The organism is Burkholderia perseverans (assembly GCF_022870505.1).
GTDB lineage: Bacteria > Pseudomonadota > Gammaproteobacteria > Burkholderiales > Burkholderiaceae > Burkholderia > Burkholderia plantarii.
On record NZ_CP045094.1, the window covers coordinates 301,827 to 326,460 of the forward strand.

The 24,634-nt window shown below is 63.0% G+C and carries 37 protein-coding genes; all 37 read left to right on the plus strand.

Annotated elements, in window-relative coordinates:
* The first annotated feature begins 193 nt into the window (after positions 1-193).
* The 37 genes from BpN12_RS15820 to dsbD all read left to right on the plus strand — a co-directional run bounded on the left by BpN12_RS15820 (position 194) and on the right by dsbD (position 24,537).
* Positions 194-784 (plus strand): hypothetical protein, encoded by a 591-nt coding sequence (locus tag BpN12_RS15820; protein ID WP_246796499.1) that lies wholly within the window; start codon positions 194-196, stop codon positions 782-784.
* 24 nt (positions 785-808) lie between these two features.
* Complete coding sequence (recQ, locus tag BpN12_RS15825; protein ID WP_246796500.1) at positions 809-2,656, plus strand: DNA helicase RecQ; 1,848 nt, start codon at positions 809-811, stop codon at positions 2,654-2,656.
* A gap of 281 nt (positions 2,657-2,937) precedes the next feature.
* Positions 2,938-3,318, plus strand: a complete 381-nt coding sequence (gene rpsL / locus BpN12_RS15830; RefSeq protein WP_012734353.1) for a 30S ribosomal protein S12 — start codon at positions 2,938-2,940, stop codon at positions 3,316-3,318.
* 174 nt (positions 3,319-3,492) lie between these two features.
* Positions 3,493-3,963 carry a 30S ribosomal protein S7 gene (gene rpsG / locus BpN12_RS15835; RefSeq protein ID WP_006477195.1) on the plus strand — a complete coding sequence of 157 codons (471 nt, stop codon included), beginning with the start codon at positions 3,493-3,495 and terminating at the stop codon, positions 3,961-3,963.
* 117 nt (positions 3,964-4,080) lie between these two features.
* Positions 4,081-6,183, plus strand: coding sequence for an elongation factor G (fusA, locus tag BpN12_RS15840; protein WP_246796501.1), 2,103 nt, complete (start codon positions 4,081-4,083; stop codon positions 6,181-6,183).
* 43 nt (positions 6,184-6,226) lie between these two features.
* Positions 6,227-7,417 carry an elongation factor Tu gene (gene tuf, locus BpN12_RS15845; RefSeq protein ID WP_246796495.1) on the plus strand — a complete coding sequence of 397 codons (1,191 nt, stop codon included), beginning with the start codon at positions 6,227-6,229 and terminating at the stop codon, positions 7,415-7,417.
* Positions 7,418-7,562: 145 nt separating this feature from the next.
* The gene (rpsJ, locus tag BpN12_RS15850; protein ID WP_012734355.1) at positions 7,563-7,874 is read left to right on the plus strand and encodes a 30S ribosomal protein S10; all 312 of its coding nucleotides are present in this window, start codon (positions 7,563-7,565) and stop codon (positions 7,872-7,874) included.
* Positions 7,875-8,060: 186 nt separating this feature from the next.
* A complete protein-coding gene (rplC, locus tag BpN12_RS15855; RefSeq protein WP_042626365.1) occupies positions 8,061-8,711 on the plus strand; it encodes a 50S ribosomal protein L3 in 651 nt (216 codons plus the stop codon).
* Entirely contained in the window at positions 8,711-9,331 is a 621-nt protein-coding gene (gene rplD, locus BpN12_RS15860) for a 50S ribosomal protein L4 (protein WP_012734357.1), read from the plus strand. Before rplC ends, rplD begins: the two co-directional genes overlap by 1 nt.
* Positions 9,328-9,642, plus strand: a complete 315-nt coding sequence (gene rplW / locus BpN12_RS15865; protein ID WP_012734358.1) for a 50S ribosomal protein L23 — start codon at positions 9,328-9,330, stop codon at positions 9,640-9,642. The genes rplD and rplW overlap by 4 nt, the downstream gene beginning before the upstream one ends.
* A 2-nt stretch (positions 9,643-9,644) precedes the next feature.
* Positions 9,645-10,472 carry a 50S ribosomal protein L2 gene (rplB, locus tag BpN12_RS15870; protein ID WP_246797923.1) on the plus strand — a complete coding sequence of 276 codons (828 nt, stop codon included), beginning with the start codon at positions 9,645-9,647 and terminating at the stop codon, positions 10,470-10,472.
* Between the two features lie 10 nt (positions 10,473-10,482).
* Positions 10,483-10,758: a 30S ribosomal protein S19 gene (gene rpsS / locus BpN12_RS15875; protein WP_004199273.1), complete on the plus strand. Its 276-nt coding sequence runs from the start codon at positions 10,483-10,485 to the stop codon at positions 10,756-10,758.
* A gap of 12 nt (positions 10,759-10,770) precedes the next feature.
* Positions 10,771-11,100, plus strand: coding sequence for a 50S ribosomal protein L22 (gene rplV / locus BpN12_RS15880; RefSeq protein ID WP_114175686.1), 330 nt, complete (start codon positions 10,771-10,773; stop codon positions 11,098-11,100).
* An 11-nt stretch (positions 11,101-11,111) separates the two neighbouring features.
* Positions 11,112-11,912 (plus strand): 30S ribosomal protein S3, encoded by an 801-nt coding sequence (rpsC, locus tag BpN12_RS15885; protein ID WP_012734360.1) that lies wholly within the window; start codon positions 11,112-11,114, stop codon positions 11,910-11,912.
* A 2-nt stretch (positions 11,913-11,914) separates the two neighbouring features.
* A complete protein-coding gene (gene rplP, locus BpN12_RS15890; RefSeq protein ID WP_012734361.1) occupies positions 11,915-12,331 on the plus strand; it encodes a 50S ribosomal protein L16 in 417 nt (138 codons plus the stop codon).
* 9 nt (positions 12,332-12,340) lie between these two features.
* Positions 12,341-12,535, plus strand: coding sequence for a 50S ribosomal protein L29 (gene rpmC / locus BpN12_RS15895; protein WP_004199856.1), 195 nt, complete (start codon positions 12,341-12,343; stop codon positions 12,533-12,535).
* Entirely contained in the window at positions 12,532-12,804 is a 273-nt protein-coding gene (gene rpsQ, locus BpN12_RS15900) for a 30S ribosomal protein S17 (protein ID WP_012734362.1), read from the plus strand. The genes rpmC and rpsQ overlap by 4 nt, the downstream gene beginning before the upstream one ends.
* Before the next feature lie 300 nt (positions 12,805-13,104).
* Positions 13,105-13,473, plus strand: coding sequence for a 50S ribosomal protein L14 (rplN, locus tag BpN12_RS15905; protein WP_004197951.1), 369 nt, complete (start codon positions 13,105-13,107; stop codon positions 13,471-13,473).
* 9 nt (positions 13,474-13,482) lie between these two features.
* Entirely contained in the window at positions 13,483-13,788 is a 306-nt protein-coding gene (gene rplX / locus BpN12_RS15910) for a 50S ribosomal protein L24 (protein ID WP_198250534.1), read from the plus strand.
* Between the two features lie 14 nt (positions 13,789-13,802).
* Positions 13,803-14,342, plus strand: a complete 540-nt coding sequence (gene rplE / locus BpN12_RS15915; RefSeq protein ID WP_246796502.1) for a 50S ribosomal protein L5 — start codon at positions 13,803-13,805, stop codon at positions 14,340-14,342.
* 7 nt (positions 14,343-14,349) lie between these two features.
* Positions 14,350-14,655, plus strand: a complete 306-nt coding sequence (gene rpsN, locus BpN12_RS15920) for a 30S ribosomal protein S14 (RefSeq protein ID WP_012734365.1) — start codon at positions 14,350-14,352, stop codon at positions 14,653-14,655.
* Between the two features lie 14 nt (positions 14,656-14,669).
* A complete protein-coding gene (rpsH, locus tag BpN12_RS15925) occupies positions 14,670-15,065 on the plus strand; it encodes a 30S ribosomal protein S8 (RefSeq protein ID WP_009687199.1) in 396 nt (131 codons plus the stop codon).
* 18 nt (positions 15,066-15,083) lie between these two features.
* Positions 15,084-15,614, plus strand: coding sequence for a 50S ribosomal protein L6 (gene rplF, locus BpN12_RS15930; protein ID WP_042623629.1), 531 nt, complete (start codon positions 15,084-15,086; stop codon positions 15,612-15,614).
* 12 nt (positions 15,615-15,626) lie between these two features.
* A complete protein-coding gene (gene rplR / locus BpN12_RS15935) occupies positions 15,627-15,992 on the plus strand; it encodes a 50S ribosomal protein L18 (protein WP_012734368.1) in 366 nt (121 codons plus the stop codon).
* Between the two features lie 13 nt (positions 15,993-16,005).
* A complete protein-coding gene (rpsE, locus tag BpN12_RS15940) occupies positions 16,006-16,524 on the plus strand; it encodes a 30S ribosomal protein S5 (RefSeq protein WP_012734369.1) in 519 nt (172 codons plus the stop codon).
* A gap of 15 nt (positions 16,525-16,539) precedes the next feature.
* Entirely contained in the window at positions 16,540-16,722 is a 183-nt protein-coding gene (gene rpmD, locus BpN12_RS15945) for a 50S ribosomal protein L30 (protein ID WP_010106952.1), read from the plus strand.
* Positions 16,723-16,749: 27 nt separating this feature from the next.
* Complete coding sequence (gene rplO, locus BpN12_RS15950; protein ID WP_012734371.1) at positions 16,750-17,184, plus strand: 50S ribosomal protein L15; 435 nt, start codon at positions 16,750-16,752, stop codon at positions 17,182-17,184.
* A gap of 43 nt (positions 17,185-17,227) precedes the next feature.
* Positions 17,228-18,574: a preprotein translocase subunit SecY gene (gene secY / locus BpN12_RS15955; RefSeq protein WP_198250532.1), complete on the plus strand. Its 1,347-nt coding sequence runs from the start codon at positions 17,228-17,230 to the stop codon at positions 18,572-18,574.
* Positions 18,575-18,583: 9 nt separating this feature from the next.
* A complete protein-coding gene (gene infA / locus BpN12_RS15960) occupies positions 18,584-18,802 on the plus strand; it encodes a translation initiation factor IF-1 (RefSeq protein ID WP_012734373.1) in 219 nt (72 codons plus the stop codon).
* 20 nt (positions 18,803-18,822) lie between these two features.
* Positions 18,823-18,939, plus strand: a complete 117-nt coding sequence (rpmJ, locus tag BpN12_RS15965; RefSeq protein WP_004199844.1) for a 50S ribosomal protein L36 — start codon at positions 18,823-18,825, stop codon at positions 18,937-18,939.
* Between the two features lie 38 nt (positions 18,940-18,977).
* On the plus strand, positions 18,978-19,343 hold the full coding sequence (rpsM, locus tag BpN12_RS15970; protein WP_246796503.1) for a 30S ribosomal protein S13: 366 nt from the start codon (positions 18,978-18,980) through the stop codon (positions 19,341-19,343).
* A gap of 23 nt (positions 19,344-19,366) precedes the next feature.
* On the plus strand, positions 19,367-19,768 hold the full coding sequence (rpsK, locus tag BpN12_RS15975; protein WP_012734376.1) for a 30S ribosomal protein S11: 402 nt from the start codon (positions 19,367-19,369) through the stop codon (positions 19,766-19,768).
* Between the two features lie 147 nt (positions 19,769-19,915).
* The gene (rpsD, locus tag BpN12_RS15980; protein WP_246796504.1) at positions 19,916-20,539 is read left to right on the plus strand and encodes a 30S ribosomal protein S4; all 624 of its coding nucleotides are present in this window, start codon (positions 19,916-19,918) and stop codon (positions 20,537-20,539) included.
* Between the two features lie 122 nt (positions 20,540-20,661).
* The gene (locus BpN12_RS15985; RefSeq protein WP_012734378.1) at positions 20,662-21,639 is read left to right on the plus strand and encodes a DNA-directed RNA polymerase subunit alpha; all 978 of its coding nucleotides are present in this window, start codon (positions 20,662-20,664) and stop codon (positions 21,637-21,639) included.
* 145 nt (positions 21,640-21,784) lie between these two features.
* Complete coding sequence (rplQ, locus tag BpN12_RS15990; protein ID WP_042623632.1) at positions 21,785-22,177, plus strand: 50S ribosomal protein L17; 393 nt, start codon at positions 21,785-21,787, stop codon at positions 22,175-22,177.
* Between the two features lie 133 nt (positions 22,178-22,310).
* Entirely contained in the window at positions 22,311-22,637 is a 327-nt protein-coding gene (cutA, locus tag BpN12_RS15995; RefSeq protein WP_246796505.1) for a divalent-cation tolerance protein CutA, read from the plus strand.
* Complete coding sequence (gene dsbD / locus BpN12_RS16000) at positions 22,630-24,537, plus strand: protein-disulfide reductase DsbD (RefSeq protein ID WP_246796506.1); 1,908 nt, start codon at positions 22,630-22,632, stop codon at positions 24,535-24,537. Before cutA ends, dsbD begins: the two co-directional genes overlap by 8 nt.
* Positions 24,538-24,634: the final 97 nt, after the last annotated feature.

The window sequence follows — 24,634 nt, forward strand, 5'->3', positions numbered from 1 at the left end:
CGAGGATCTCGAAAATGATGAATGTTGCGGGATTTTCGCGCGAGGCTCCGTTGTTTCGAGATGGGGCGAATGCTAAGGTCGGCGGCTGATTTCATCGATTTTCAGGCCGGCGCGTTCGTACCGGTCTTCCGCCGGAGCGGTTCTTTCCTCGCGATCGTGCCTAGGCCGGACGGTAACGACGAGAGGGCATCCCATGCGCAACGTGGTCGAGGTCAACCGCTGGATCGGCATCACCGGTCTCGTTCTCTGTCTGTCGCTGGCGGTGCTCGCGCTGCCGGGCTGGTGGTATCTGCGCCATCACTGGGTGTCGGGCGACGATATCGTCTACACGCGCGTGCTGCGCCCCGGCCTGATGATCTACGTGGTCCGCCGCGAAGGCGGCGCCGCGGCGCCGCCGCGCTACGACTACTACCTGTCCGGGCGCTTCATCGACCGCTCCACGCTGGGCGGCCTGATGGACCGCCGCGCGCCGTTCCTGAGCGCGGACAACGACCTGGCCGATGTCGTCGTCGACGGCGACGACACGCTCTGCGTGTCGGTGGTCGGCCATGTGTCGGGCTTCCAGAATCACGTCACGATCGACGTCGACGGCGTCCGGCACGCGATCGCGATCGGCCTGGCCGCGCGGCCTGCTGACGGCCACGGCGGTTCCGGCGGTTCGCCGGCGGCGCGCCTCTCGAGCGCGATACAGGCGGCCTCGCGCGCCGTGCCGACCGGGCCGGATGGCCAACCTGCGAACGATCGTGAGGGTGGGGCGCCGTCTGTCTGTAGAATGCTGCCTTGATTTTCCATCCGGTCTCCTTGCCTCATGTCGCGCGCGCTCGAAATCCTGAACGAAGTTTTCGGTTATCCGGCCTTTCGCGGCCAACAGGGCGAGATCGTCGAACACGTCGCGGCGGGCGGCGACTGCCTGGTGCTGATGCCCACCGGCGGCGGCAAGTCGCTCTGCTACCAGATCCCGGCGCTGGTTCGGCACGAGGCGGGGCAGGGCGCCGGCATCGTCGTGTCGCCGCTGATCGCGCTGATGCAGGACCAGGTCGCCGCGCTGACCGAGGTCGGCGTGCGCGCCGCGTACCTGAACTCGACGCTGTCCGGCGCCGAGGCGGCCGCCACCGAGCGCGCGCTGCGCGAGGGCGAGCTCGACCTGCTCTACGTGGCGCCCGAGCGGCTCATGACGCCGCGCTTCCTCGACCTGCTCGAGCGCACGCGCATCGGGCTGTTCGCGATCGACGAGGCGCACTGCGTGTCGCAATGGGGGCACGACTTCCGCCCCGAATACATCCAGCTGTCGGTCTTGCACGAGCGCTTTCCGTATGTGCCGCGCGTCGCGCTGACGGCCACCGCCGACGCGATCACGCGCGACGAGATCATCCAGCGCCTGGCGCTCGACGACGCGCGCGTGTTCGTGTCGAGCTTCGACCGGCCGAACATCCGCTACCGGATCGTCGAGAAGGACAACGCGCGCTCGCAGCTGCTCGATTTCATTCGCGCCGAGCACACCAACGCCGACGGCACGACCGACGCCGGCGTCGTCTACTGCCTGTCGCGCCGCAAGGTCGAGGAAACGGCCGAGTGGCTCAAGACCCAGGGCGTGCGCGCGCTGCCCTATCACGCCGGGATGGAGTTCGAGATCCGCCAGCGCCATCAGGAGATGTTCCAACGCGAGGAAGGGATCGTGATGTGCGCGACGATCGCGTTCGGGATGGGTATCGACAAGCCCGACGTGCGCTTCGTGGCCCACCTCGACCTGCCCAAGAGCGTCGAGGGCTACTACCAGGAAACCGGCCGCGCGGGCCGCGACGGCCTGCCGGCCAACGCGTGGATGGCCTACGGCCTCGGCGACGTGGTGCAGCAGCGCAAGATGATCGACGAGTCCGATGCCGACGACGCGCACAAGCGCGTGCAGACCGGCAAGCTCGACGCGCTGCTCGGCCTGTGCGAAACCGCCTCCTGCCGCCGCGTGCGCCTGCTCGGCTATTTCGGCGAGACCAGCCAGCCGTGCGGCAACTGCGACACCTGCCTCGAGCCGCCCGACACCTGGGACGCCACGCGCGAGGCGCAGATGGCGCTGTCGTGCGTGTTCCGCGCGCAGCGCGCGAGCGGCTTCAACTTCGGCGCGAGCCACCTGATCGAGATCCTGCGCGGCGCGAAGACCGAGAAGGTCCAGCAGCGCGGCCACGACACGCTGAGCACGTTCGGGATCGGTGCCGAGCTGTCCGAGCCCGAATGGCGCGCGATCTTCCGCCAGCTCGTGGCGTTCGGCTACCTGGCCGTCGATCACGGCGGCTTCGGCGCGCTGGTGCTGACCGCGGCGAGCAAGCCGGTGCTCAAGGGCGAGGAGACGGTCACGCTGCGCCGCTACGTGAAGCCGAAGAGCTCGCGGCAATCGTCCACGCGCAGCGGCGCGCGGGCCGATCCGACGGCCGGCATGTCGGCCCGCGAGCGCGCCTGCTGGGAGCGGCTGCGCGCCTGGCGCGCCGAGACGGCCAAGAGCGACGGCGTGCCCGCCTACGTGATCTTCCACGACGCCACGCTGGCCGAGATCGCGCGCAACGCGCCCGAATCGATCGACGACCTGCGCCACATCCCCGGCATCGGCGCGCGCAAGCTCGACCGCTTCGGCGACGAGCTCCTCGAGGTCGTCGAAGCGCCCTGAGCCGCGCCGGCGGCCGGTCCCGGGCCGGCAGCAGCGCACTTGCCGCCGCCGGCCGTCACCGATTCGTCACTTATTCCTACGCGAGCCGAACACGCAAGCTGTTGACTCGCTTGAGATTTTTGGATTATGATGCCGGGTTCCGATTCTCGGTAGGTAAACTCGCGAGCCGATGTCAAGCACCGGCTGCGGGCGAATCTCACGGTTTCGGATCGTCACAGGCATGCCGGCGTCGCTTTGCCCGACGTCTGTGTGCCGGTTTTTGTCATCTTCAGGAATACACAATGCCAACCATCAACCAACTGGTTCGCAAAGGCCGTGAGTCGGAAACGACCAAGAGCAAGAGCCCGGCCCTGCAGAACTGCCCCCAGCGTCGCGGCGTGTGCACTCGCGTGTACACGACGACGCCGAAGAAGCCGAACTCGGCACTCCGTAAGGTCGCCAAGGTTCGTCTGACGAACGGCTTCGAAGTGATTTCGTACATCGGCGGTGAAGGCCACAACCTGCAGGAACACTCGGTTGTGCTGATCCGCGGCGGCCGTGTGAAGGACTTGCCGGGTGTGCGTTACCACATGGTTCGCGGCTCGCTGGATACGCAGGGCGTCAAGGACCGTAAGCAAGCGCGCTCGAAGTACGGCGCGAAGCGTGCGAAGGCTGCGAAGTAAGCAGTCCCGGAAAGGTGATCGCCTGATGGCGATTAATGCGGTGGTGCCGGATAGCCGGTGCTGTCGAGTAAGTGGTCACCCGGCCAAGCTGGTTAGTCGAAACGAGATGAATCGGGTTTGTTGGTGGCCGCGGAGCTGAAGCTCAGCTCCAACTGAAAAGGTAAAGGAAGAAACATGCCGCGTCGTCGCGAAGTCCCCAAGCGGGAAGTGTTGCCGGATCCGAAGTTCGGTAACGTTGATGTTGCAAAATTCATGAACATGCTGATGCTGTCCGGCAAGAAGTCGGTCGCGGAACGCATCGTTTATGGCGCTTTCGAACAGATCCAGACCAAGGGTGGCAAGGACCCGCTGGAAGTGTTCACGGTCGCGCTGAACAACGTGAAGCCGGTGGTCGAAGTGAAGAGCCGTCGCGTTGGTGGTGCGAACTATCAGGTTCCGGTCGAAGTGCGCCCGTCGCGTCGTATGGCATTGGCGATGCGCTGGCTGCGTGAGGCCGCGAAGAAGCGTAGCGAAAAGTCGATGGCCCTGCGCCTCGCAGGTGAACTCTCCGAAGCGGCCGAAGGCCGCGGCGGCGCGATGAAGAAGCGCGACGAAGTTCACCGGATGGCGGAAGCCAACCGCGCGTTCTCGCATTTCCGCTTCTAAGCGCGAGCGAGGCTCAAGCGGTAAAAATCCGGGCGGGTGCGCTTGTTTCGAGCGCCTCGCCCGTTTGTGTTGAGGCGTGACGCGACCTTGCGTCGCGTTAACCCATAGAGGATCAAAGTGGCTCGCAAGACTCCTATCGAGCGCTACCGCAATATCGGTATTAGCGCCCACATCGACGCCGGCAAGACGACGACGACCGAGCGCATTCTGTTTTATACCGGCGTGAACCACAAGATCGGTGAAGTTCACGACGGCGCCGCCACGATGGACTGGATGGAGCAGGAGCAGGAGCGTGGCATCACGATCACGTCCGCTGCTACGACCGCGTTCTGGAAGGGCATGGGCGGCAACTATCCCGAGCACCGCATCAACATCATCGACACCCCGGGCCACGTCGACTTCACGATCGAAGTGGAGCGTTCGATGCGCGTGCTCGACGGCGCGTGCATGGTGTACTGCGCGGTGGGTGGCGTTCAGCCGCAGTCGGAAACCGTCTGGCGTCAGGCGAACAAGTACAAGGTGCCGCGTCTCGCGTTCGTCAACAAGATGGACCGCACCGGCGCGAACTTCTTCAAGGTCTACGACCAGCTGCGTCTGCGCCTGAAGGCGAACCCGGTGCCGGTGGTGGTGCCGATCGGCTCGGAAGAAAACTTCAAGGGCGTGGTCGACCTGCTGAAGATGAAGGCGATCATTTGGGACGAAGCGTCCCAGGGCACGAAGTTCGACTACGTCGACATCCCGGCCGAACTCGCCGAGACCTGCCAGGAATGGCGCGAAAAGATGGTCGAGGCGGCCGCGGAAGCCAACGAAGACCTGATGAACAAGTACCTGGAAGACGGTGATCTGCCGGAAGCCGACATCGTCAAGGCGCTGCGCGACCGTACGATCGCCTGCGAAATCCAGCCGATGCTGTGCGGTACCGCGTTCAAGAACAAGGGCGTGCAGCGCATGCTCGACGCCGTGATCGACTTCCTGCCGTCGCCGGTCGACATTCCGCCGGTCACGGGCGAGCTCGACAGCGGCGAGAAGGTGGAGCGCCGCGCGTCGGACGAGGAAAAGTTCTCGTCGCTGGCGTTCAAGATCATGACCGACCCGTTCGTCGGCCAGCTGATCTTCTTCCGCGTGTACTCGGGCGTCGTCAATTCGGGCGACACGCTGCTGAACTCGACCAAGGGCAAGAAGGAACGCCTGGGCCGGATTCTGCAGATGCACGCGAACCAGCGCGAGGAAATTAAGGAAGTGCGCGCCGGCGACATCGCCGCCGCGGTCGGCCTGAAGGACGCGACCACGGGCGATACGCTGTGCGACCCGGCGAGCCCGATCATCCTGGAACGCATGGTGTTCCCGGAGCCGGTGATCTCGCAGGCCGTCGAGCCGAAGACGAAGCCCGACCAGGAAAAGATGGGTCTGGCGCTGAACCGTCTCGCGCAGGAAGATCCGTCGTTCCGCGTCCAAACGGACGAGGAATCGGGCCAGACCATCATTTCGGGCATGGGCGAGCTCCACCTCGAAATTCTGGTCGACCGGATGAAGCGTGAATTCGGCGTCGAGGCAACCGTCGGCAAGCCGCAGGTTGCGTACCGCGAGACGATCCGTTCGACGGCGAAGGATGTCGACGGCAAGTTCGTCAAGCAGTCGGGTGGTCGCGGCCAGTACGGCCATGCGGTCATCACGCTCGAGCCGAACGAGCAGGGCAAGGGCTACGAGTTCCTCGACGAGATCAAGGGTGGCGTGATTCCGCGCGAATACATCCCGGCCGTCGACAAGGGCATCCAGGACACGCTGAAGAGCGGCGTGCTGGCGGGCTTCCCGGTCGTCGACGTGAAGGTCCACCTGACGTTCGGTTCGTACCACGACGTGGACTCGAACGAAAACGCGTTCCGCATGGCCGGCTCGATGGCGTTCAAGGAAGCGATGCGCCGCGCCAGTCCGGTCGTGCTCGAACCGATGATGGCAGTGGAAGTCGAAACGCCGGAAGACTACATGGGCAACGTGATGGGCGACCTGTCGGGCCGTCGCGGTATCGTCCAGGGCATGGAAGACATGGTCGGCGGCGGCAAGATCGTCCGCGCCGAAGTGCCGCTGTCGGAAATGTTCGGCTACTCGACGTCGCTGCGTTCGCTGACCCAGGGTCGCGCCACGTACACGATGGAGTTCAAGCACTACGCCGAAGCTCCGCGTAACGTCGCCGAAGCGATCATCAGCGCGAAGTCGAAGTAAGTCGTCTCCCCCAAACGTTCATCATTTTTGAAAGAAGAGAATCATGGCAAAAGAGAAGTTCGAACGGACCAAGCCGCACGTCAACGTCGGCACGATCGGTCACGTTGACCACGGCAAGACGACGCTGACGGCGGCGATCGCAACGGTTCTGTCGTCGAAGTTCGGCGGCGAAGCGAAGAAGTACGACGAAATCGACGCGGCGCCGGAAGAAAAGGCACGTGGCATCACGATCAACACCGCGCACATCGAGTACGAAACGGCGAACCGCCACTACGCACACGTCGATTGCCCGGGCCACGCCGACTACGTGAAGAACATGATCACGGGTGCCGCGCAGATGGACGGCGCGATCCTGGTCTGCTCGGCAGCCGACGGCCCGATGCCGCAAACGCGTGAGCACATCCTGCTGGCGCGTCAGGTTGGCGTTCCGTACATCATCGTGTTCCTGAACAAGTGCGACATGGTGGACGACGCTGAACTGCTCGAGCTGGTCGAGATGGAAGTTCGCGAGCTGCTGTCGAAGTACGACTTCCCGGGCGACGACACGCCGATCATCAAGGGTTCGGCCAAGCTGGCGCTGGAAGGCGACAAGGGCGAGCTGGGCGAGACGGCGATCATGAGCCTGGCCGACGCGCTGGACTCGTACATCCCGACGCCGGAGCGCGCGGTCGACGGTATGTTCCTGATGCCGGTGGAAGACGTGTTCTCGATCTCGGGTCGCGGCACGGTGGTGACGGGTCGTATCGAGCGCGGCATCGTGAAGGTTGGCGAGGAACTCGAAATCGTCGGTATCAAGCCGACGGTGAAGACGACCTGCACGGGCGTGGAAATGTTCCGCAAGCTGCTGGATCAAGGCCAGGCTGGCGACAACGTCGGTATCCTGCTGCGCGGCACGAAGCGTGAAGACGTGGAGCGTGGTCAGGTTCTGGCGAAGCCGGGTTCGATCAAGCCGCACACGCACTTCACGGCTGAGGTGTACGTGCTGAGCAAGGACGAAGGCGGCCGCCACACGCCGTTCTTCAACAACTACCGTCCGCAGTTCTACTTCCGTACGACGGACGTGACGGGCTCGATCGAGCTGCCGAAGGACAAGGAAATGGTCATGCCGGGCGACAACGTGTCGATCACGGTGAAGCTGATCGCTCCGATCGCGATGGAAGAAGGTCTGCGCTTCGCGATCCGCGAAGGCGGCCGTACCGTCGGCGCCGGCGTCGTCGCAAAGATCCTCGACTAATATCGAGCATCATCGAGCTGTAGCTGGTGTATCATCTGCGGTTCAGCACCCGGGATCGGGTGCCCGTGCTCAACGGGTGCCCGATCCCATGTTCTTTTATTGATCCGGCGATGCAACATCGCCTCGCTCTTTTCAAGGAATCGTCATGCAAAAGCAAAAAATCCGCATTCGCCTGAAGGCATTCGACTATCGCCTGATCGACCAGTCGGCCGCCGAGATCGTCGACACGGCGAAGCGGACGGGTGCAATCGTCCGTGGCCCGGTGCCGCTGCCGACGCGCATTCAGCGTTTCGACATCCTGCGCTCGCCGCACGTCAACAAGACCTCGCGCGACCAGCTCGAAATCCGTACGCACCAGCGCCTGATGGACATCGTCGATCCGACCGACAAGACGGTCGACGCGCTGATGAAGCTCGATCTGCCGGCCGGCGTCGACGTCGAAATCAAGCTGCAGTAAGGCTTTCCACGGGGTCGGTCGCTACCGGTCGCGCTAAGTCATTGATTGCTTGCGGAAAACGAAGGGCCTCGCTATAATGCAAGGCTTTTCGCGTATTTGCGTAAAAGCCGACGTGCCCGCCGTCTTGGTGGCCGCGGCGTTTTGTAAATTAGCCCCGACCAATCGCAGTTGGGAATGGAGAAAACGATGAGCCTTGGACTCGTAGGTCGCAAGGTTGGCATGACCCGTATTTTCACGGCGGATGGGGATTCGATTCCCGTCACCGTGCTGGACGTGTCGGACAACCGCGTGACGCAGATCAAGACTGTTGAAACCGACGGCTACACGGCCGTTCAGGTTGCATTCGGCTCGCGCCGCGCCTCGCGCGTGACGAAGCCGCTGGCAGGTCATCTCGCCAAAGCCGGTGTCGAAGCCGGTGAAGTCCTCAAGGAATTCCGCATCGATGCGACGAAGGCAGCCGAGCTGTCGAACGGCGCCATCGTCGGTCCCGATCTCTTCGAAGTAGGCCAGAAGGTCGACGTGCAAGGCGTGTCGATCGGTAAGGGCTACGCCGGTACGATCAAGCGTTACAACTTCAGCTCGGGCCGCGCCACGCACGGTAACTCGCGCTCGCACAACGTGCCGGGCTCGATCGGTATGGCGCAGGATCCGGGTCGTGTGTTCCCGGGCAAGCGCATGACGGGCCACATGGGTGACGTCACGGTGACGGTTCAGAACCTCGAAATCGCGCGTATCGACGCAGAGCGCAAGCTGCTGCTCGTCAAGGGCGCCATTCCGGGCGCGAAGGGCGGCAAGGTCTTCGTGACGCCGGCCGTCAAGACCAAGGGGGCGAAATAATGGAACTCAAGCTCCTGAATGCTAATGGTCAGGAAGGTGCTGTCGTCAACGCGTCGGACGTCGTGTTCGGCCGTGACTACAACGAAGCGCTGATCCACCAGATCGTCGTTGCGTACCAGGCGAACGCTCGCCAGGGCAACCGCGCTCAGAAGGATCGCGAGCAGGTCAAGCACACGACCAAGAAGCCGTGGCGCCAGAAGGGTACGGGCCGCGCCCGTGCCGGTATGTCGTCGAGCCCGCTGTGGCGCGGCGGTGGTCGGATCTTCCCGAACTCGCCCGAAGAAAACTTCTCGCACAAGGTCAACAAGAAGATGCATCGCGCAGGTCTCTGCTCGATCTTCTCGCAGTTGGCTCGCGAAGGCCGTCTGTCGGTCGTCGAAGACCTGACGCTCGAAGCTCCGAAGACCAAGCTGCTAGCCGAGAAGTTCAAGGCCATGGGCCTCGAGTCCGTGCTCGTCATCACCGACACGGTCGATGAAAACCTGTACCTCGCGTCGCGCAACCTGCCGAATGTGGCAGTTGTCGAGCCGCGTTACGCCGACCCGCTGTCGCTGATCTACTTCAAGAAGATCCTGGTCACGAAGGCTGCGGTCGCCCAGATCGAGGAGTTGCTGTCATGAGCGAGATTCGCAAGAACGATCATCGTTTGATGCAGGTCCTGCTCGCGCCGGTGGTCTCGGAAAAGGCGACGCTGGTTGCCGACAAGAACGAGCAAGTCGTGTTCGAAGTCGCACCGGATGCCACGAAGCAGGAAGTGAAGGCGGCTGTCGAGCTGCTGTTCAAGGTGGAAGTTGATTCCGTCAACGTGCTGGTTCAGAAGGGCAAGCAAAAGCGCTTCGGCCGTTCGATGGGCCGCCGCAAGGACGTGAAGAAGGCATACGTGTGCCTGAAGCCCGGCCAGGAAATCAACTTCGAAGCGGAGGCCAAGTAATCATGGCAATCGTGAAAGTTAAGCCGACTTCGCCGGGTCGCCGCGCGATGGTCAAGGTGGTCAACAAGGATCTGCACAAGGGCAAGCCGTTCGCGGCGCTGCTCGACACGCAGAGCTCGACCGCCGGCCGTAACAACAACGGCCACATCACCACGCGCCACAAGGGCGGTGGTCACAAGCAGCACTACCGCATCGTCGATTTCCGTCGCAACAAGGACGGCATCGCAGCGAAGGTCGAGCGCCTCGAGTACGACCCGAACCGCAGCGCGAACATCGCGCTGGTGCTGTACGCGGACGGCGAGCGTCGCTACATCATCGCGCCGAAGGGCGTGGTGGTCGGCCAGCAACTGATGTCGGGCTCGGAAGCGCCGATCCGTGCAGGCAACACGCTGCCGATCCGCAACATCCCGGTCGGTACGACGATCCATTGCGTCGAGATGCTGCCGGGCAAGGGTGCGCAGATGGCGCGCTCGGCCGGTACCTCGGCCATGCTGCTCGCTCGTGAAGGCGTCTACGCGCAGGTCCGTCTGCGTTCGGGTGAAATCCGCCGCGTGCATATCGAATGCCGCGCGACGATCGGCGAAGTGGGCAACGAAGAGCACAGCCTCCGCCAGATCGGCAAGGCCGGTGCCAACCGCTGGCGCGGTATCCGCCCGACGGTTCGTGGCGTCGCGATGAACCCGATCGATCACCCGCACGGTGGTGGTGAAGGCAAGACCGCGGCAGGTCGCGATCCGGTGAGCCCGTGGGGCACGCCGGCGAAGGGCTTCCGTACGCGTAGCAACAAGCGCACGACGACGATGATCGTCCAGCGCCGTCATAAGCGCTAAGGAGTAGGCAATGGCACGTTCTGTTAAAAAAGGTCCGTTCTGCGACGCCCATTTGCTGAAGAAAGTTGAGGCGGCTGCAGCTTCGCGTGACAAGAAGCCGATCAAGACCTGGTCGCGTCGTTCGACGATCCTGCCGGATTTCATCGGCCTGACGATCGCCGTCCACAACGGCCGTCAACACGTTCCGGTGTACATCTCGGAAAACATGGTCGGCCACAAGCTTGGCGAGTTCGCACTGACCCGTACGTTCAAGGGTCACGCGGCCGACAAGAAGGCCAAGAAATAAGGGGCAATCAAGATGGAAGTGAAAGCAATTCATCGCGGTGCCCGCATCTCGGCGCAGAAGACGCGCCTGGTGGCTGACCAGATCCGCGGTTTGCCGGTCGACAAGGCGCTGAACGTCCTGACGTTCTCGCCGAAGAAGGCCGCCGGCATCGTGAAGAAGGTGGTGTTGTCGGCTATCGCGAATGCGGAGCACAACGAAGGCGCCGATATCGACGAGCTCAAGATCAAGAGCATCTTCGTCGACAAGGCTGCCTCGCTCAAGCGATTCACCGCGCGCGCCAAGGGCCGCGGTAACCGCATCGAGAAGCAATCCTGTCACATCACTGTGACGGTCGGGAATTAAGGGGTCACACGATGGGACAGAAAATTCATCCGACTGGCTTCCGTTTGGCCGTCAGCCGCAATTGGGCGTCGCGTTGGTACGCGAACAACAACAATTTCGCGGCGATGTTGCAGGAAGACATCGGTGTTCGTGAGTATCTGAAGAAGAAGCTGAAGAACGCTTCGGTCGGCCGCGTCGTCATCGAGCGTCCGGCGAAGAACGCACGGATCACGATTTACAGCTCGCGTCCGGGCGTCGTCATCGGCAAGAAGGGTGAGGATATCGAACTGCTGAAGACGGAACTGCAACGCCGCATGGGCGTGCCGGTTCACGTCAACATCGAAGAGATCCGCAAGCCGGAAACCGATGCGCAACTGATCGCCGATTCGATCACGCAGCAGCTCGAGCGCCGGATCATGTTCCGCCGCGCGATGAAGCGTGCGATGCAGAACGCGATGCGTCTGGGTGCCCAGGGCATCAAGATCATGAGCGCGGGCCGTCTGAACGGCATCGAAATCGCACGTACCGAGTGGTACCGCGAAGGCCGTGTGCCCCTGCACACGCTGCGCGCCGACATCGACTACGCGACCTCGGAAGCGAAGACGACCTACGGCATCATCGGCGTCAAGGTGTGGGTGTACAAGGGCGACACGCTGGGCCGCAACGACGCGCCGGTGGTCGAGGAAGTGACGGAAGACAAGCGTCCGCGCCGCAACGCGCGCCCGGGCGATCGTCGTCCGCGCCGTGACGGTGAAGGCGGTGGTCCGGGTGCCCGTCGTGGCGCTCCGCGTCGCGCTGCAGGCAAGCCGGAAGACGGCAAGACTGGAGAATAACGATGCTGCAACCGAAACGCAGGAAGTATCGTAAAGAGCAGAAGGGTCGCAACACCGGCATCGCCACGCGCGGCAACGCCGTGTCGTTCGGTGAGTACGGCCTGAAGGCTATCGGTCGCGGCCGTTTGACCGCACGTCAGATCGAAGCGGCACGTCGTGCCATGACGCGTCACATCAAGCGTGGCGGCCGGATCTGGATCCGTATCTTCCCGGACAAGCCGATTTCGCAGAAGCCGGCCGAAGTGCGGATGGGTAACGGTAAGGGCAACCCCGAGTACTACGTCGCCGAGATTCAGCCGGGCAAGATGTTGTACGAAATGGATGGCGTCACCGAAGAACTGGCACGCGAAGCGTTCCGTCTGGCCGCAGCGAAGCTGCCGCTGAAGACGGCGTTCATCGTTCGTCAGCTCGGCGCCTAAGGAGAAAACATGAAGGCTTCCGAACTTCTCCAGAAGGACCAGGCCGCGCTCAACAAGGAGCTGTCGGACCTGCTGAAGGCGCAATTCGGCCTGCGCATGCAACTCGCGACCCAGCAGCTCACGAACACGAGCCAGCTGAAGAAGGTGCGTCGCGACATCGCTCGTGTGCGGACCGTCCTGACTCAGAAGGCGAACCAGAAATGAACGATAGCGTAAAAACCTCGCTCAAGCGGACGCTCGTCGGTCGGGTCGTCAGCAACAAGATGGACAAGACCGTCACGGTGCTGATCGAGAACCGCGTCAAGCATCCGATCTACGGCAAGTACGTGGTGCGTTCGAAGAAGTACCACGCGCACGACGAAGCGAACACCTACAACGAGGGTGACCTCGTCGAGATCCAGGAAACCCGTCCGCTGTCGAAGACGAAGGCCTGGACGGTGTCGCGCCTCATCGAGGCAGCCCGCGTGATCTAAGCGCGGAGGCCGCAAGGCCCCAGCAGTGGAAGTACTTGAAATCGCAAAGTTTTGCTTGCGTGGCCGGGATTATGCGTTATAATCCCGGTCTTCCCTCTTTATGGGAGCCCCGTCGCGGGCGAAGTCACGGTGGGGGAAGCGGGCTGGCGTTCTGTCGGCCTGATGATTCACCGATTTGCGATGGCGGGTTTCGTTTGCCGTCGCTGCTGTTCAAACCCAAGCAGCCGGTTGGCTGACGGGACCAAGACTGACCGTATGTGCCATGGTGGTGCATCCGGATTAAGTTGGGAAAGATAAACCATGATCCAGACCGAATCTCGGCTTGAAGTGGCCGACAACACGGGTGCGCGTGAAGTCATGTGCATCAAGGTGCTCGGCGGCTCGAAGCGTCGTTATGCCAGCATTGGCGACATCATCAAGGTGAGCGTCAAGGAAGCAACGCCGCGCGGGCGCGTGAAGAAAGGCGAAATCTACAACGCCGTGGTGGTTCGCACCGCCAAGGGCGTGCGTCGTCAAGACGGTTCGCTGATCAAGTTCGACGGCAACGCCGCTGTGCTTTTGAACAACAAGCTCGAGCCGATCGGCACCCGCATTTTCGGGCCGGTCACGCGTGAGCTGCGTAGCGAACGATTCATGAAGATCGTTTCGCTGGCGCCGGAAGTGCTGTAAGGAGTCGCGATGAACAAGATTCGCAAGGGTGACGAAATTGTCGTCATCACCGGCAAGGACAAGGGCAAGCGCGGTGTCGTGCTGGCCGTCGGTGCCGAACATGTGACCGTCGAAGGTATCAACCTCGTCAAGAAGCATGTGAAGCCGAACCCGATGAAGGGCACGACGGGTGGCGTGGAAGCGAAGGCGATGCCGCTGCATATTTCGAACGTCGCACTGGTCGACGCGAACGGCAAGGCTTCGCGTGTTGGCATCAAGGTCGAGGAAGGCAAGAAGGTTCGCTTCCTGAAGACGACCGGTGCCGTGCTGGCCTGACGCGGAGTATAGAAATGGCACGTTTTCAAGAGTTTTACAAAGAGAAGGTTGTTCCTGGCCTGATCGAGAAGTTCGGCTACAAGTCGATCATGGAAGTGCCGCGCATCACCAAGATCACCCTGAACATGGGTCTTGGCGAAGCCGTCGCTGACAAGAAGATCATCGAGCACGCCGTCGGCGACCTGACCAAGATCGCGGGCCAGAAGCCCGTCGTGACGAAGTCCCGCAAGGCAATCGCCGGCTTCAAGATCCGTGAGGGTTATCCGATCGGTGCGATGGTGACGCTGCGTGGTCGCGCGATGTACGAATTCCTCGATCGTTTCGTGACGGTCGCCCTGCCCCGCGTGCGCGACTTCCGCGGCGTGTCGGGTCGTGCGTTCGACGGCCGTGGCAACTACAACATCGGTGTGAAAGAGCAGATCATTTTCCCCGAAATCGATTACGACAAGATCGACGCGCTGCGTGGGCTGAACATCAGCATCACGACGACCGCGAAGACCGACGACGAAGCGAAGGCACTGCTCGCCAGCTTCAAGTTCCCGTTCAGAAACTGAGGTTACCGTGGCTAAACTGGCACTGATCGAACGTGAAAAGAAGCGTGCCCGCCTGGCAGCTAAGTTCGCACCGAAGCGTGCGGCACTGAAGGCGGTCATTGATGACGCGAGCAAGTCGGACGAAGAGCGTTATGCCGCTCGTCTGGAACTGCAACAACTGCCCCGCAACTCGAACCCGACCCGCAAGCGTAACCGCTGCGCGATCACGGGCCGTCCGCGTGGCACGTTCCGCAAGTTCGGCCTCGCGCGTAACAAGATTCGTGAAATCGCTTTCCGCGGCGAGATTCCTGGCCTGACCAAGGCGAGCTGGTAATAGGAGAAACGTAAATGAGCATGAGTGATCCTATCGCCGATATGCTGACTCGCATCCGCAACGCGCAGATGGTCGAGAAGGTTTCGGTGGCAATGCCCTCGTCGAAGGTGAAGGTCGCGATCGCCCAGGTCCTGAAGGACGAAGGCTATATCGACGATTTCGCAGTCAAGAGCGAAGGCGCGAAGGCAGAACTGAACATTGCACTGAAGTACTACGCCGGCCGTCCGGTCATCGAACGCCTCGAGCGCGTGTCGAAGCCGGGCCTGCGCGTGTACCGCGGCCGCAATGACATCCCGCAGGTCATGAACGGCCTGGGTGTGGCAATCGTGTCGACGCCGAAGGGCGTGATGACCGACCGCAAGGCGCGCGCTACCGGCGTCGGCGGCGAAGTCATCTGCTACGTCGCCTAACCGAAAGGAGAAAGAAACATGTCTCGAGTAGGTAAGAGCCCGATCGCGCTGCAAGGCGCGGAGGTGACGCTGGCGAACGGCTCGATCACCGTCAAGGGCCCGCTGGGCACGATCTCGCAAGTGGTGAACCCGCTTGTGACGGTGGCGAACGACAACGGCACGCTGAATCTGGCGCCGGTCGACGAAAGCCGCGAAGCGAATGCACTGTCCGGCACGATGCGCGCGCTCATCGCGAACATGGTGCAGGGCGTGACGAAGGGTTTCGAGCGCAAGCTGACGCTGGTTGGCGTCGGTTATCGTGCGCAGGCGCAAGGCGACAAGCTGAATCTGTCGCTGGGTTTCTCGCACCCGGTGGTGCATCAGATGCCGGAAGGCATCAAGGCGGAAACCCCGACGCAAACCGAAATTCTGATCAAGGGGATCGACAAGCAGAAGGTCGGCCAGGTGGCTGCGGAAGTCCGCGGTTACCGCCCGCCCGAGCCCTACAAGGGCAAGGGTGTGCGCTATGCCGACGAGGTTGTGATCCTCAAAGAAACGAAGAAGAAGTAAGGGTGCGCAATCATGGATAAGACTCAATCTCGCCTGCGCCGCGCTCGCCAGACGCGTATCAAGATCGCCGAGCTGCAGGTCGCGCGTCTCGCCGTGCATCGCACGAACTCGCACATCTACGCGCAAGTGTTCTCGCCGTGCGGCACCAAGGTGGTGGCCAGCGCGTCGACGCTCGAAGCCGAAGTGCGTGCGCAGCTGGCTGATCAGTCGGGCAAGGGCGGCAACGTCAATGCAGCGACGCTGATCGGCAAGCGTATCGCAGAAAAGGCCAAGGCCGCCGGCATCGAATCCGTCGCCTTTGACCGCTCGGGCTTCCGCTATCACGGTCGCGTCAAGGCTCTGGCCGACGCAGCTCGTGAAGCTGGGCTCAAGTTCTAAGGAAGGAATCGTCATGGCAAAGATGCAAGCGAAAGTTCAGGCCGACGAGCGCGACGACGGCCTTCGCGAAAAAATGATTTCGGTCAATCGCGTGACCAAGGTCGTGAAGGGTGGCCGGATTCTCGGTTTCGCCGCACTGACCGTGGTCGGCGACGGTGATGGCCGCGTCGGCATGGGCAAGGGCAAGGCGAAGGAAGTGCCGGTCGCCGTGCAAAAGGCAATGGAGCAGGCTCGCCGCAACATGTTCAAGGTGCCGCTGAAGAACGGTACCCTGCAACACGAAGTTCACGGCAAGCACGGCGCTTCGGCGGTCCTCCTCGCCCCGGCGAAGGAAGGTACCGGCGTGATCGCCGGCGGTCCGATGCGCGCGGTGTTCGACGTGATGGGCGTGCAGAACGTGGTGGCCAAGAGCCACGGTTCGACGAACCCGTACAACCTCGTTCGTGCGACGCTCGACGGCCTGCGCAAGCAATCGACGCCGGCAGACATCGCCGCCAAGCGCGGCAAGTCCGTCGAAGATATTTTGGGCTAAGCCCAGGTGGTCACCATGTCTGAAAAAACTGTCAAGGTTCAGCTCGTCAAGAGCCTGATTGGGACCCGCGAAACGCACCGCGCCACCGTGCGCGGCCTGGGTCTGCGTCGCCTCAACTCGGTCAGCGAGCTGCAGGATACGCCGGCGGTGCGCGGCATGATCAACAAGGTCTCGTACCTTGTTAAGGTCATCGGCTAAGCGCCGACTACGGATCAAGGAGTTGTTATGGAATTGAATAACCTGAAGCCGGCAGAAGGCGCGAAGCACGCCAAGCGTCGCGTCGGCCGCGGCATCGGTTCCGGTCTCGGTAAGACGGCCGGCCGTGGTCACAAGGGTCAGAAATCGCGTTCGGGCGGCTTCCACAAGGTCGGCTTCGAAGGCGGTCAGATGCCTCTGCAGCGTCGTCTGCCGAAGCGCGGCTTCACGTCGCTGACGAAGGAATTCGTCGGTGAAGTGCGTCTGGGCGACCTCGAGAAGCTGCCGGTCGAAGAGATCGATCTGCTCGCACTGAAGCAAGCCGGCCTGGTCGGCGAGCTGACGAAGAGCGCGAAGATCATCGCTACGGGCGAACTGAAGCGCAAGATCGTCGTGAAGGGTCTCGGTGCGACCAAGTCGGCTCGCGCAGCGATCGAAGCGGCCGGCGGTTCGTTTGCCGAGTAACGTGCCTCGCGGCCGTTACTAGCATCTGCATCGGAGAAGATACTTGGCCAACAGCCCGAGTCTCGCAAAACCCGGTCGAAGCACGGCGAAGTTCGGCGATCTGCGCCGGCGGGCAATGTTCTTGCTGCTGGCGCTGATCGTCTATCGCATCGGCGCGCACATTCCGGTTCCGGGCATCGATCCGGATCAACTGGCGAAGCTGTTCCAGAGCCAGGCAGGCGGCATCCTCGGCATGTTCAACATGTTCTCGGGTGGTGCGTTGTCGCGCTTCACGATCTTCGCGCTGGGGATCATGCCGTACATCTCGGCGTCGATCATCATGCAGCTGCTGGCAATCGTCTCGCCGCAGCTCGAGGCGCTGAAGAAGGAAGGGCAGGCAGGGCAGCGCAAGATCACGCAGTACACGCGGATCTTCACGGTCGTGCTGGCGACGTTCCAGGCCTTCGGCATCGCCGCGGCGCTCGAGAACCAGCCAGGCCTCGTCATCGATCCCGGCATGCTGTTCAGGCTGACGACGGTCGTGACGCTGGTGACGGGCACGATGTTCCTGATGTGGCTCGGCGAGCAGATCACCGAGCGCGGCCTCGGCAACGGCATCTCGATCATCATCTTCGGCGGGATCGCGGCGGGTTTCCCGAACGCCGTCGGCGGGTTGTTCGAGCTGGTGCGCACGGGTTCGATGAGCATCATCTCGGCGATCATCATCGTCGTGCTGATCGGCGCGGTGACCTACCTGGTCGTGTTCATCGAACGCGGTCAGCGCAAGATCCTCGTGAACTACGCGAAGCGCCAGGTTGGCAACAAGATTTACGGCGGACAGTCGTCGCATCTGCCGCTGAAGTTGAACATGTCGGGCGTGATTCCGCCGATCTTCGCATCGTCGATCATCCTGTTCCCGGCAACGATCCTGAGCTGGTTCAGCTCGGGTGACCGCAAGAGCTGGCTGTCCGACACGCTGCACAACGTGGCCGAAGCGCTGAAGCCGGGTCAACCGGTGTACGTGCTGCTGTACACGCTGGCGATCGTGTTTTTCTGCTTCTTCTACACCGCGCTGGTGTTCAACAGCAGGGAAACGGCGGACAACCTGAAGAAGAGCGGCGCGTTCGTGCCGGGCATCCGTCCGGGCGACCAGACCGCGCGATACATCGACCGCATCCTCACGCGTCTGACGCTGGCCGGTGCGATCTACATCGTCTTCGTGTGTCTGCTGCCGGAATTTTTGGTACTGCGCTGGAACGTGCCGTTTTATTTTGGTGGAACGTCGCTGCTGATCATTGTCGTCGTCACGATGGACTTCATGGCGCAGGTGCAGTCGTACGTTATGTCGCAACAGTATGAGTCGCTGCTCAAGAAAGCCAATTTCAAGGGCAGCAACATCCCAATGCGTTGATCAAGGACTATGGCCAAAGACGATGTAATCCAGATGCAGGGAGAGGTTGTCGAAAACCTCCCGAATGCGACCTTCCGCGTGAAGCTGGAAAACGGCCATGTCGTATTGGGGCATATTTCGGGAAAGATGCGGATGCACTACATCCGCATCCTCCCGGGCGACAAGGTGACGGTTGAATTGACGCCTTACGATCTGTCTCGTGCGCGGATCGTGTTCCGGGCGAAGTGATTTGTAAAAAGGGTAATATCATGAAAGTGATGGCATCGGTTAAGCGCATTTGCCGCAATTGCAAGATCATCAAGCGCAAGGGTGTGGTTCGCGTGATCTGCAGCTCGGACCCGCGCCACAAGCAGCGTCAAGGCTGATCGCGCGCTCGTTTGCGCTTTTTGTTTGAGGAAAAACAATGGCTCGTATCGCAGGGGTTAACATCCCGAATCACCAGCATACCGAGATCGGCCTGACGGCGATTTTCGGTGTCGGCCGCACGCGCGCGCGCAGCATCTGCGCCGCCGCTGGCGTCGAATTCTCGAAGAAGGTCAAGGACCTGAACGACGCAGACCTCGAAAAGCTGCGTGAAGAGGTTGGCAAGTTTGTCGTCGAAGGCGATCTGCGCCGTGAAGTGACGATGAACATCAAGCGTCTGATGGACCTCGGCTGCTACCGTGGCGTGCGCCATCGCAAGGGTCTGCCGATGCGTGGCCAGCGTACGCGTACCAACGCACGTACCCGCAAGGGTCCGCGCCGCGCCGCTCAAGCGCTGAAGAAATAAGCTGACAGTTACAGGAAAACGTCATGGCTAAGGCTTCCAATAACGCGGCTCAACGCGTTCGCAAGAAGGTTAAGAAGAACGTTGCGGAAGGCGTGGTTCACGTTCACGCATCGTTCAACAACACGATCATCACGATCACCGATCGTCAGGGCAACGCTCTGGCGTGGGCGACGTCGGGCGGCCAGGGCTTCAAGGGCTCGCGCAAGTCGACCCCGTTCGCCGCGCAGGTGGCAGCCGAGTCGGCTGGCCGCGTCGCGATGGAATACGGCGTGAAGAACCTGGAAGTGCGCATCAAGGGCCCGGGCCCGGGTCGCGAGTCGGCAGTGCGCGCACTGCACGGCCTCGGCATCAAGATCACGGCGATCTCCGACGTGACGCCGATCCCGCACAACGGCTGCCGTCCGCCGAAGCGCCGCCGCATCTAAGGATGCCTGGCGCAGCCTGTTGTCGCCGCGGGGCGTCGACGGGCAACGTAGTTGATTGTATTGATTGACTAAGTCCACCGTTCGGTCCAAAGGACACGAACTAGCGCGGATCCGGATCCGCGTGACGATAGATAGAGGAAACGCAAAGTGGCACGTTATACCGGCCCGAAGGCCAAGTTGTCCCGCCGTGAAGGCACCGATCTGTTCCTGAAGAGCGCGCGCCGCTCGCTCGCCGACAAGTGCAAGCTCGACAGCAAGCCGGGTCAGCACGGCCGCATCTCCGGTGCGCGCACGTCCGACTACGGCACGCAGCTGCGTGAAAAGCAGAAGGTCAAGCGCATCTACGGCGTGCTGGAGCGTCAGTTCCGCCGCTACTTCGCCGAAGCCGATCGCCGCAAGGGCAACACGGGTGAAAACCTGCTGCAGCTGCTCGAGTCGCGCCTCGACAACGTCGTGTACCGCATGGGCTTCGGCTCGACGCGCGCCGAAGCGCGCCAGCTGGTGAGCCACAAGGCGATCACGGTGAACGGCATCGCGTCGAACATCCCGTCGCTGCAGGTCAAGGCAGGCGACATCATCGCGATCCGCGAGAAGTCGAAGAAGCAGGCGCGTATCGTCGAATCGCTGTCGCTGGCCGAGCAAGGCGGCATGCCGAGCTGGGTTGCGGTCGACGCGAAGAAGTTCGAAGGCACGTTCAAGCAAGTGCCGGAACGCGCTGAAATCGCAGGCGATATCAACGAAAGCCTGATCGTCGAATTGTATTCGCGTTAATCCGATTGATAGCCGAGGTACCCTGCTTGCGAAGTGCCGGCAGGGCCTCGGCTGTTCATTTTCAGGTGTTACCGGTCAGCCTTATCGGTGTAACGAGCCGAGGGTATTGAAAAGGAAAACCTATGCAAACCAGTTTGTTGAAACCCAAGATCATCGCCGTGGAGTCGCTGGGCGAGAACCATGCGAAAGTGGTCATGGAGCCGTTCGAACGCGGCTATGGCCATACCTTGGGCAATGCGCTCCGCCGCGTGCTGCTGTCGTCGATGGTGGGCTACGCGCCGACCGAAGTGACGATCGCCGGTGTCGTGCATGAGTACTCGACGCTCGATGGTGTGCAAGAGGACGTCGTCAACCTGCTGCTGAACCTGAAGGGTGTGGTGTTCAAGCTGCACAACCGCGACGAAGTCACGGTCACCCTGCGCAAGGAAGGCGAAGGCATCGTGACGGCCGGCGACATCGAACTCGCGCACGACTGCGAGGTGATCAACCCCGATCACGTGATCGCGCATCTGACCAAGGGCGGCAAGCTCGACGTCCAGATCAAGATCGAGAAGGGCCGCGGCTACGTGCCGGGCAACGTCCGTCGCTACGGCGAGGAAACCGCGAAGATCATCGGCCGCATCGTGCTGGACGCCTCGTTCTCGCCGGTTCGCCGCGTCAGCTATGCGGTGGAAAGCGCCCGGGTCGAGCAGCGTACCGACCTCGACAAGCTCGTCATGAACATCGAGACGAGCGGCGTGATCACGCCGGAAGAAGCGATCCGCCAGTCGGCCCGCATCCTGGTCGACCAGCTGTCCGTGTTCGCGGCGCTGGAAGGCACGGAAACGGCCGCGGAAGCGCCGTCGCGCGCGCCGCAGATCGATCCGATCCTGCTGCGTCCGGTGGACGATCTCGAGCTGACGGTGCGTTCGGCGAACTGCCTGAAGGCGGAGAACATCTACTACATCGGCGATCTGATCCAGCGTACGGAAAACGAGCTGCTGAAGACGCCGAACCTCGGTCGCAAGTCGCTGAACGAAATCAAGGAAGTGCTGGCCTCGCGCGGCCTCACGCTGGGCATGAAGCTCGAAAACTGGCCGCCGGCCGGTCTCGACAAGTAATTCCCGGCGGCGTCCACGCGTCGCCAGTCTGGTCAGGACGCGGATTTTCCTTTAGAATCCGCGTCTTGCTTTTTTCTACCGGCCCGTGCGCCAGTCCCGGCGCGATAGAAGAGCTGGATCAAAACTTTGAATCAAGGAAACTGAAATGCGTCACCGTCATGGTCTGCGGAAACTGAACCGCACGAGCAGCCACCGTCTGGCAATGCTCCGTAACATGTCCAACTCGCTGATCGAGCACGAAGTCATCAAGACGACGCTGCCGAAGGCGAAGGAACTCCGCAAGGTCGTCGAGCCGCTGATCACGCTCGGCAAGAAGCCGTCGCTGGCGAACCGTCGCCTGGCCTTCAACCGCCTGCGCGATCGTGACTCGGTCACGAAGCTGTTCGACGTGCTCGGTCCGCGCTTCGCGAACCGTCCGGGCGGCTACCTGCGCATCCTGAAGTTCGGCTTCCGCGTCGGCGACAACGCGCCGATGGCGCTGGTCGAGCTGCTCGATCGTCCGGAAGTCTCGGAAGACAACGTCCAGGAAGCCGAATAAGCTTTCGCGATGTCGCAAAAAAAGCCAGGCCGATGCCTGGCTTTTTTGTTGCCTGCGCGCGGGCCGCACGCAGCGCGCGAAGCGGACGCCTGCGTTAGGATATGGCGTTTCGCGAATTCCGCAGGAGACGTCGATGGTGATCGTGCTGATGATGACGACCGTGCCCGATGCGGCCGCGGCCCGCTCGCTCGCGGACGGCGCGCTCGGCGCCCGGCTCGCGGCCTGCGTGTCGGAACTCGGCACGATCCGCTCGAGCTATCACTGGCAGGGCAAGATCGAATCGGCGGAAGAGATCCAGTTGCTGTTCAAGACGAGTGCCGTGCGTGCGCTCGAGCTCGAGCGTTTCATCACCTCCCATCATCCCTACGAGACACCCGAAATCGTCTCGTGGCAGGCCACCGCGTCCGTGCCCTACGGCACCTGGGTGGCGGCCGAAACCCAACGCCTCTTTCATGTCTGATCGCCACTTTTCCGCAGCCTCCGGCCTGCGTCTGCTGCTCGCGTGCCTGATGCTGTTCGGCGCGCTGTTCGGCCTTTCATCGGCCGCGCGCGCCGACGGCGACTTCCTTGACCCGTCGCTCGCGTTCCGCTTCAGTTCGAGCGAATCGCCGGGGCAGGTGGACCTGCATTTCAAGATCGCCGACGGCTACTACATGTACCGCGAGCGCTTCGTGTTCGCCGTGAAAAGCGGCACCGCGACGCTCGGCGAGGCGCAGATCCCGCCCGGCCACGTGAAGTACGACGAGACCTTCGCGAAGAACGTCGAGACCTATCGCGGCGAGCTGACGATCCGTGTGCCCGTCACGAAGGCGTCCGGCCCGTTCGAGCTGTCGGTGACCTCGCAGGGTTGCGCCGACGGCGGCATCTGCTATCCGCCCGCCGAGCACGTGGTGCATGTGGCGGGCGCGGCGCTGACGGCGGCGCCGGCGTCCAGTTCGCCCGCGCCGGCGCAATCGGCCGTGCCGGCTGCGGGCTCGCAGGCGCCCGCCACGCCGGCCGCTCCCGCCGCGGACGGCAGCTGGTACGAACGCGTGACGAGCGCCGACTACGCGCAGTCGCTGCTCGAAGGCCACGGCTTCCTGACCGTCGTCGCGCTGTTTTTCGTGGCCGGCATGGTGCTGAGCCTGCTGCCGTGCTCGTACCCGATGATCCCGATCCTGTCGGCGATCATCATCGGCGAGGGCACCCGGGCGACGCGCGCGCGCAGCTTCGCGCTGTCGCTGACCTACGTGGTCGGGATGGCGCTCGTCTACACCGTGCTCGGCATCGCCGCCGCGCTGATCGGCCAGAGTCTCGGCGCGTGGCTGCAGAACCCGTGGATGCTCGGCGCGTTCGGGCTGCTGCTGACGGTGTTCGCACTGACGCTGATCGGCGGCATCGACATCGCGCTGCCGCAGCGCTGGCAGGACGGCGCCGCGCAGGCCTCGAGCCGGCGTTCGGGCGGGCGCTTCGCGGCGGTGGCCGCGATGGGCGCGCTCTCGGCGCTGGTGGTCGGCGCCTGCATGACGGCGCCGCTGTTCGCCGTGCTCGCGTTCATCGCCCATACCGGCAATGCGCTGCTCGGCGGTGCCGCGCTGTTCGCGATGGGGATCGGCCTCGGTGTGCCGCTGCTGATCATCGGCCTCGGCGCGGGCACGCTGCTGCCGCGCGCCGGCGCCTGGATGGAAGGCGTGAAGGTGTTCTTCGGCGTGGTGCTGCTCGCGGCCGCGCTCTGGATCGTCTGGCCGGTGCTCGGCGCCGCGGTGCAGATCGCGCTCGCCGCGCTCTGGCTGCTGATCGCCGCGGCGGCCACCGGCCTCTTCACGCCGGCGGCCGGCGGCGCCTCGATCTGGCGCCGGCTCGGCCGCGGCGTCGGCGCCGCGTTCGCGATCTGGGCCGCCGTGCTGCTGGTCGGCCTCGCGGCCGGCTCGACCGATCCGCTGCGTCCGCTGTCGGTATTCGCCGCGCGCGGCGGTGCCGCCGTGGCGGGCGCAGCGGCAGCCGGCACCGCCGCGCACGAAGGCCCGAGCTTCGCGCCGGTGCGTTCGAGCGCCGAGCTCGACCAGATCATCAAGAGCGCCGGCCGGCCGGTGCTGCTCGATTTCTATGCGGACTGGTGCGTGAGCTGCAAGGAGATGGAGCACCTGACCTTCACCGATCCGCGCGTGCAGGCGCGACTGGGCCAGCTGCAGCTGGTGCGCGCCGACGTCACGGCCAACAACGGCGACGACCAGGCGCTGCTCAAGCGCTTCGGCCTGTTCGGGCCGCCCGGCATCATCGTGTTCGATCGCGATGGCCGCGAACTCGGCCGCGTGGTCGGCTATCAGGCCGCCGATCGCTTCCTGCGCAGCCTCGACCGCGCGGGCGCGCCGTCGGCCTGAGCCCCGGCGCCGGCCGAGCGCGTCGCGCATGAAAAAACGGCGGAGCGCCTGACGTGCTTCGCCGTTTTCGTTGGGAGGCGCCGCCCAGGCGCGCCGG

Bases quoted from the DNA above. Each gene is read 5' to 3' on its own strand.
- BpN12_RS15820 (WP_246796499.1), top strand. From the start codon at position 194: ATGCGCAACGTGGTCGAGGTCAACCGCTGGATCGGCATCACCGGTCTC.
- recQ (WP_246796500.1), top strand. From the start codon at position 809: ATGTCGCGCGCGCTCGAAATCCTGAACGAAGTTTTCGGTTATCCGGCC.
- rpsL (WP_012734353.1), top strand. From the start codon at position 2,938: ATGCCAACCATCAACCAACTGGTTCGCAAAGGCCGTGAGTCGGAAACG.
- rpsG (WP_006477195.1), top strand. From the start codon at position 3,493: ATGCCGCGTCGTCGCGAAGTCCCCAAGCGGGAAGTGTTGCCGGATCCG.
- tuf (WP_246796495.1), top strand. From the start codon at position 6,227: ATGGCAAAAGAGAAGTTCGAACGGACCAAGCCGCACGTCAACGTCGGC.
- rpsJ (WP_012734355.1), top strand. From the start codon at position 7,563: ATGCAAAAGCAAAAAATCCGCATTCGCCTGAAGGCATTCGACTATCGC.
- rplC (WP_042626365.1), top strand. From the start codon at position 8,061: ATGAGCCTTGGACTCGTAGGTCGCAAGGTTGGCATGACCCGTATTTTC.
- rplD (WP_012734357.1), top strand. From the start codon at position 8,711: ATGGAACTCAAGCTCCTGAATGCTAATGGTCAGGAAGGTGCTGTCGTC.
- rplW (WP_012734358.1), top strand. From the start codon at position 9,328: ATGAGCGAGATTCGCAAGAACGATCATCGTTTGATGCAGGTCCTGCTC.
- rplB (WP_246797923.1), top strand. From the start codon at position 9,645: ATGGCAATCGTGAAAGTTAAGCCGACTTCGCCGGGTCGCCGCGCGATG.
- rpsS (WP_004199273.1), top strand. From the start codon at position 10,483: ATGGCACGTTCTGTTAAAAAAGGTCCGTTCTGCGACGCCCATTTGCTG.
- rplV (WP_114175686.1), top strand. From the start codon at position 10,771: ATGGAAGTGAAAGCAATTCATCGCGGTGCCCGCATCTCGGCGCAGAAG.
- rpsC (WP_012734360.1), top strand. From the start codon at position 11,112: ATGGGACAGAAAATTCATCCGACTGGCTTCCGTTTGGCCGTCAGCCGC.
- rplP (WP_012734361.1), top strand. From the start codon at position 11,915: ATGCTGCAACCGAAACGCAGGAAGTATCGTAAAGAGCAGAAGGGTCGC.
- rpmC (WP_004199856.1), top strand. From the start codon at position 12,341: ATGAAGGCTTCCGAACTTCTCCAGAAGGACCAGGCCGCGCTCAACAAG.
- rpsQ (WP_012734362.1), top strand. From the start codon at position 12,532: ATGAACGATAGCGTAAAAACCTCGCTCAAGCGGACGCTCGTCGGTCGG.
- rplN (WP_004197951.1), top strand. From the start codon at position 13,105: ATGATCCAGACCGAATCTCGGCTTGAAGTGGCCGACAACACGGGTGCG.
- rplX (WP_198250534.1), top strand. From the start codon at position 13,483: ATGAACAAGATTCGCAAGGGTGACGAAATTGTCGTCATCACCGGCAAG.
- rplE (WP_246796502.1), top strand. From the start codon at position 13,803: ATGGCACGTTTTCAAGAGTTTTACAAAGAGAAGGTTGTTCCTGGCCTG.
- rpsH (WP_009687199.1), top strand. From the start codon at position 14,670: ATGAGCATGAGTGATCCTATCGCCGATATGCTGACTCGCATCCGCAAC.
- rplF (WP_042623629.1), top strand. From the start codon at position 15,084: ATGTCTCGAGTAGGTAAGAGCCCGATCGCGCTGCAAGGCGCGGAGGTG.
- rplR (WP_012734368.1), top strand. From the start codon at position 15,627: ATGGATAAGACTCAATCTCGCCTGCGCCGCGCTCGCCAGACGCGTATC.
- rpsE (WP_012734369.1), top strand. From the start codon at position 16,006: ATGGCAAAGATGCAAGCGAAAGTTCAGGCCGACGAGCGCGACGACGGC.
- rpmD (WP_010106952.1), top strand. From the start codon at position 16,540: ATGTCTGAAAAAACTGTCAAGGTTCAGCTCGTCAAGAGCCTGATTGGG.
- rplO (WP_012734371.1), top strand. From the start codon at position 16,750: ATGGAATTGAATAACCTGAAGCCGGCAGAAGGCGCGAAGCACGCCAAG.
- infA (WP_012734373.1), top strand. From the start codon at position 18,584: ATGGCCAAAGACGATGTAATCCAGATGCAGGGAGAGGTTGTCGAAAAC.
- rpmJ (WP_004199844.1), top strand. From the start codon at position 18,823: ATGAAAGTGATGGCATCGGTTAAGCGCATTTGCCGCAATTGCAAGATC.
- rpsM (WP_246796503.1), top strand. From the start codon at position 18,978: ATGGCTCGTATCGCAGGGGTTAACATCCCGAATCACCAGCATACCGAG.
- rpsK (WP_012734376.1), top strand. From the start codon at position 19,367: ATGGCTAAGGCTTCCAATAACGCGGCTCAACGCGTTCGCAAGAAGGTT.
- BpN12_RS15985 (WP_012734378.1), top strand. From the start codon at position 20,662: ATGCAAACCAGTTTGTTGAAACCCAAGATCATCGCCGTGGAGTCGCTG.
- rplQ (WP_042623632.1), top strand. From the start codon at position 21,785: ATGCGTCACCGTCATGGTCTGCGGAAACTGAACCGCACGAGCAGCCAC.
- cutA (WP_246796505.1), top strand. From the start codon at position 22,311: ATGGTGATCGTGCTGATGATGACGACCGTGCCCGATGCGGCCGCGGCC.
- dsbD (WP_246796506.1), top strand. From the start codon at position 22,630: ATGTCTGATCGCCACTTTTCCGCAGCCTCCGGCCTGCGTCTGCTGCTC.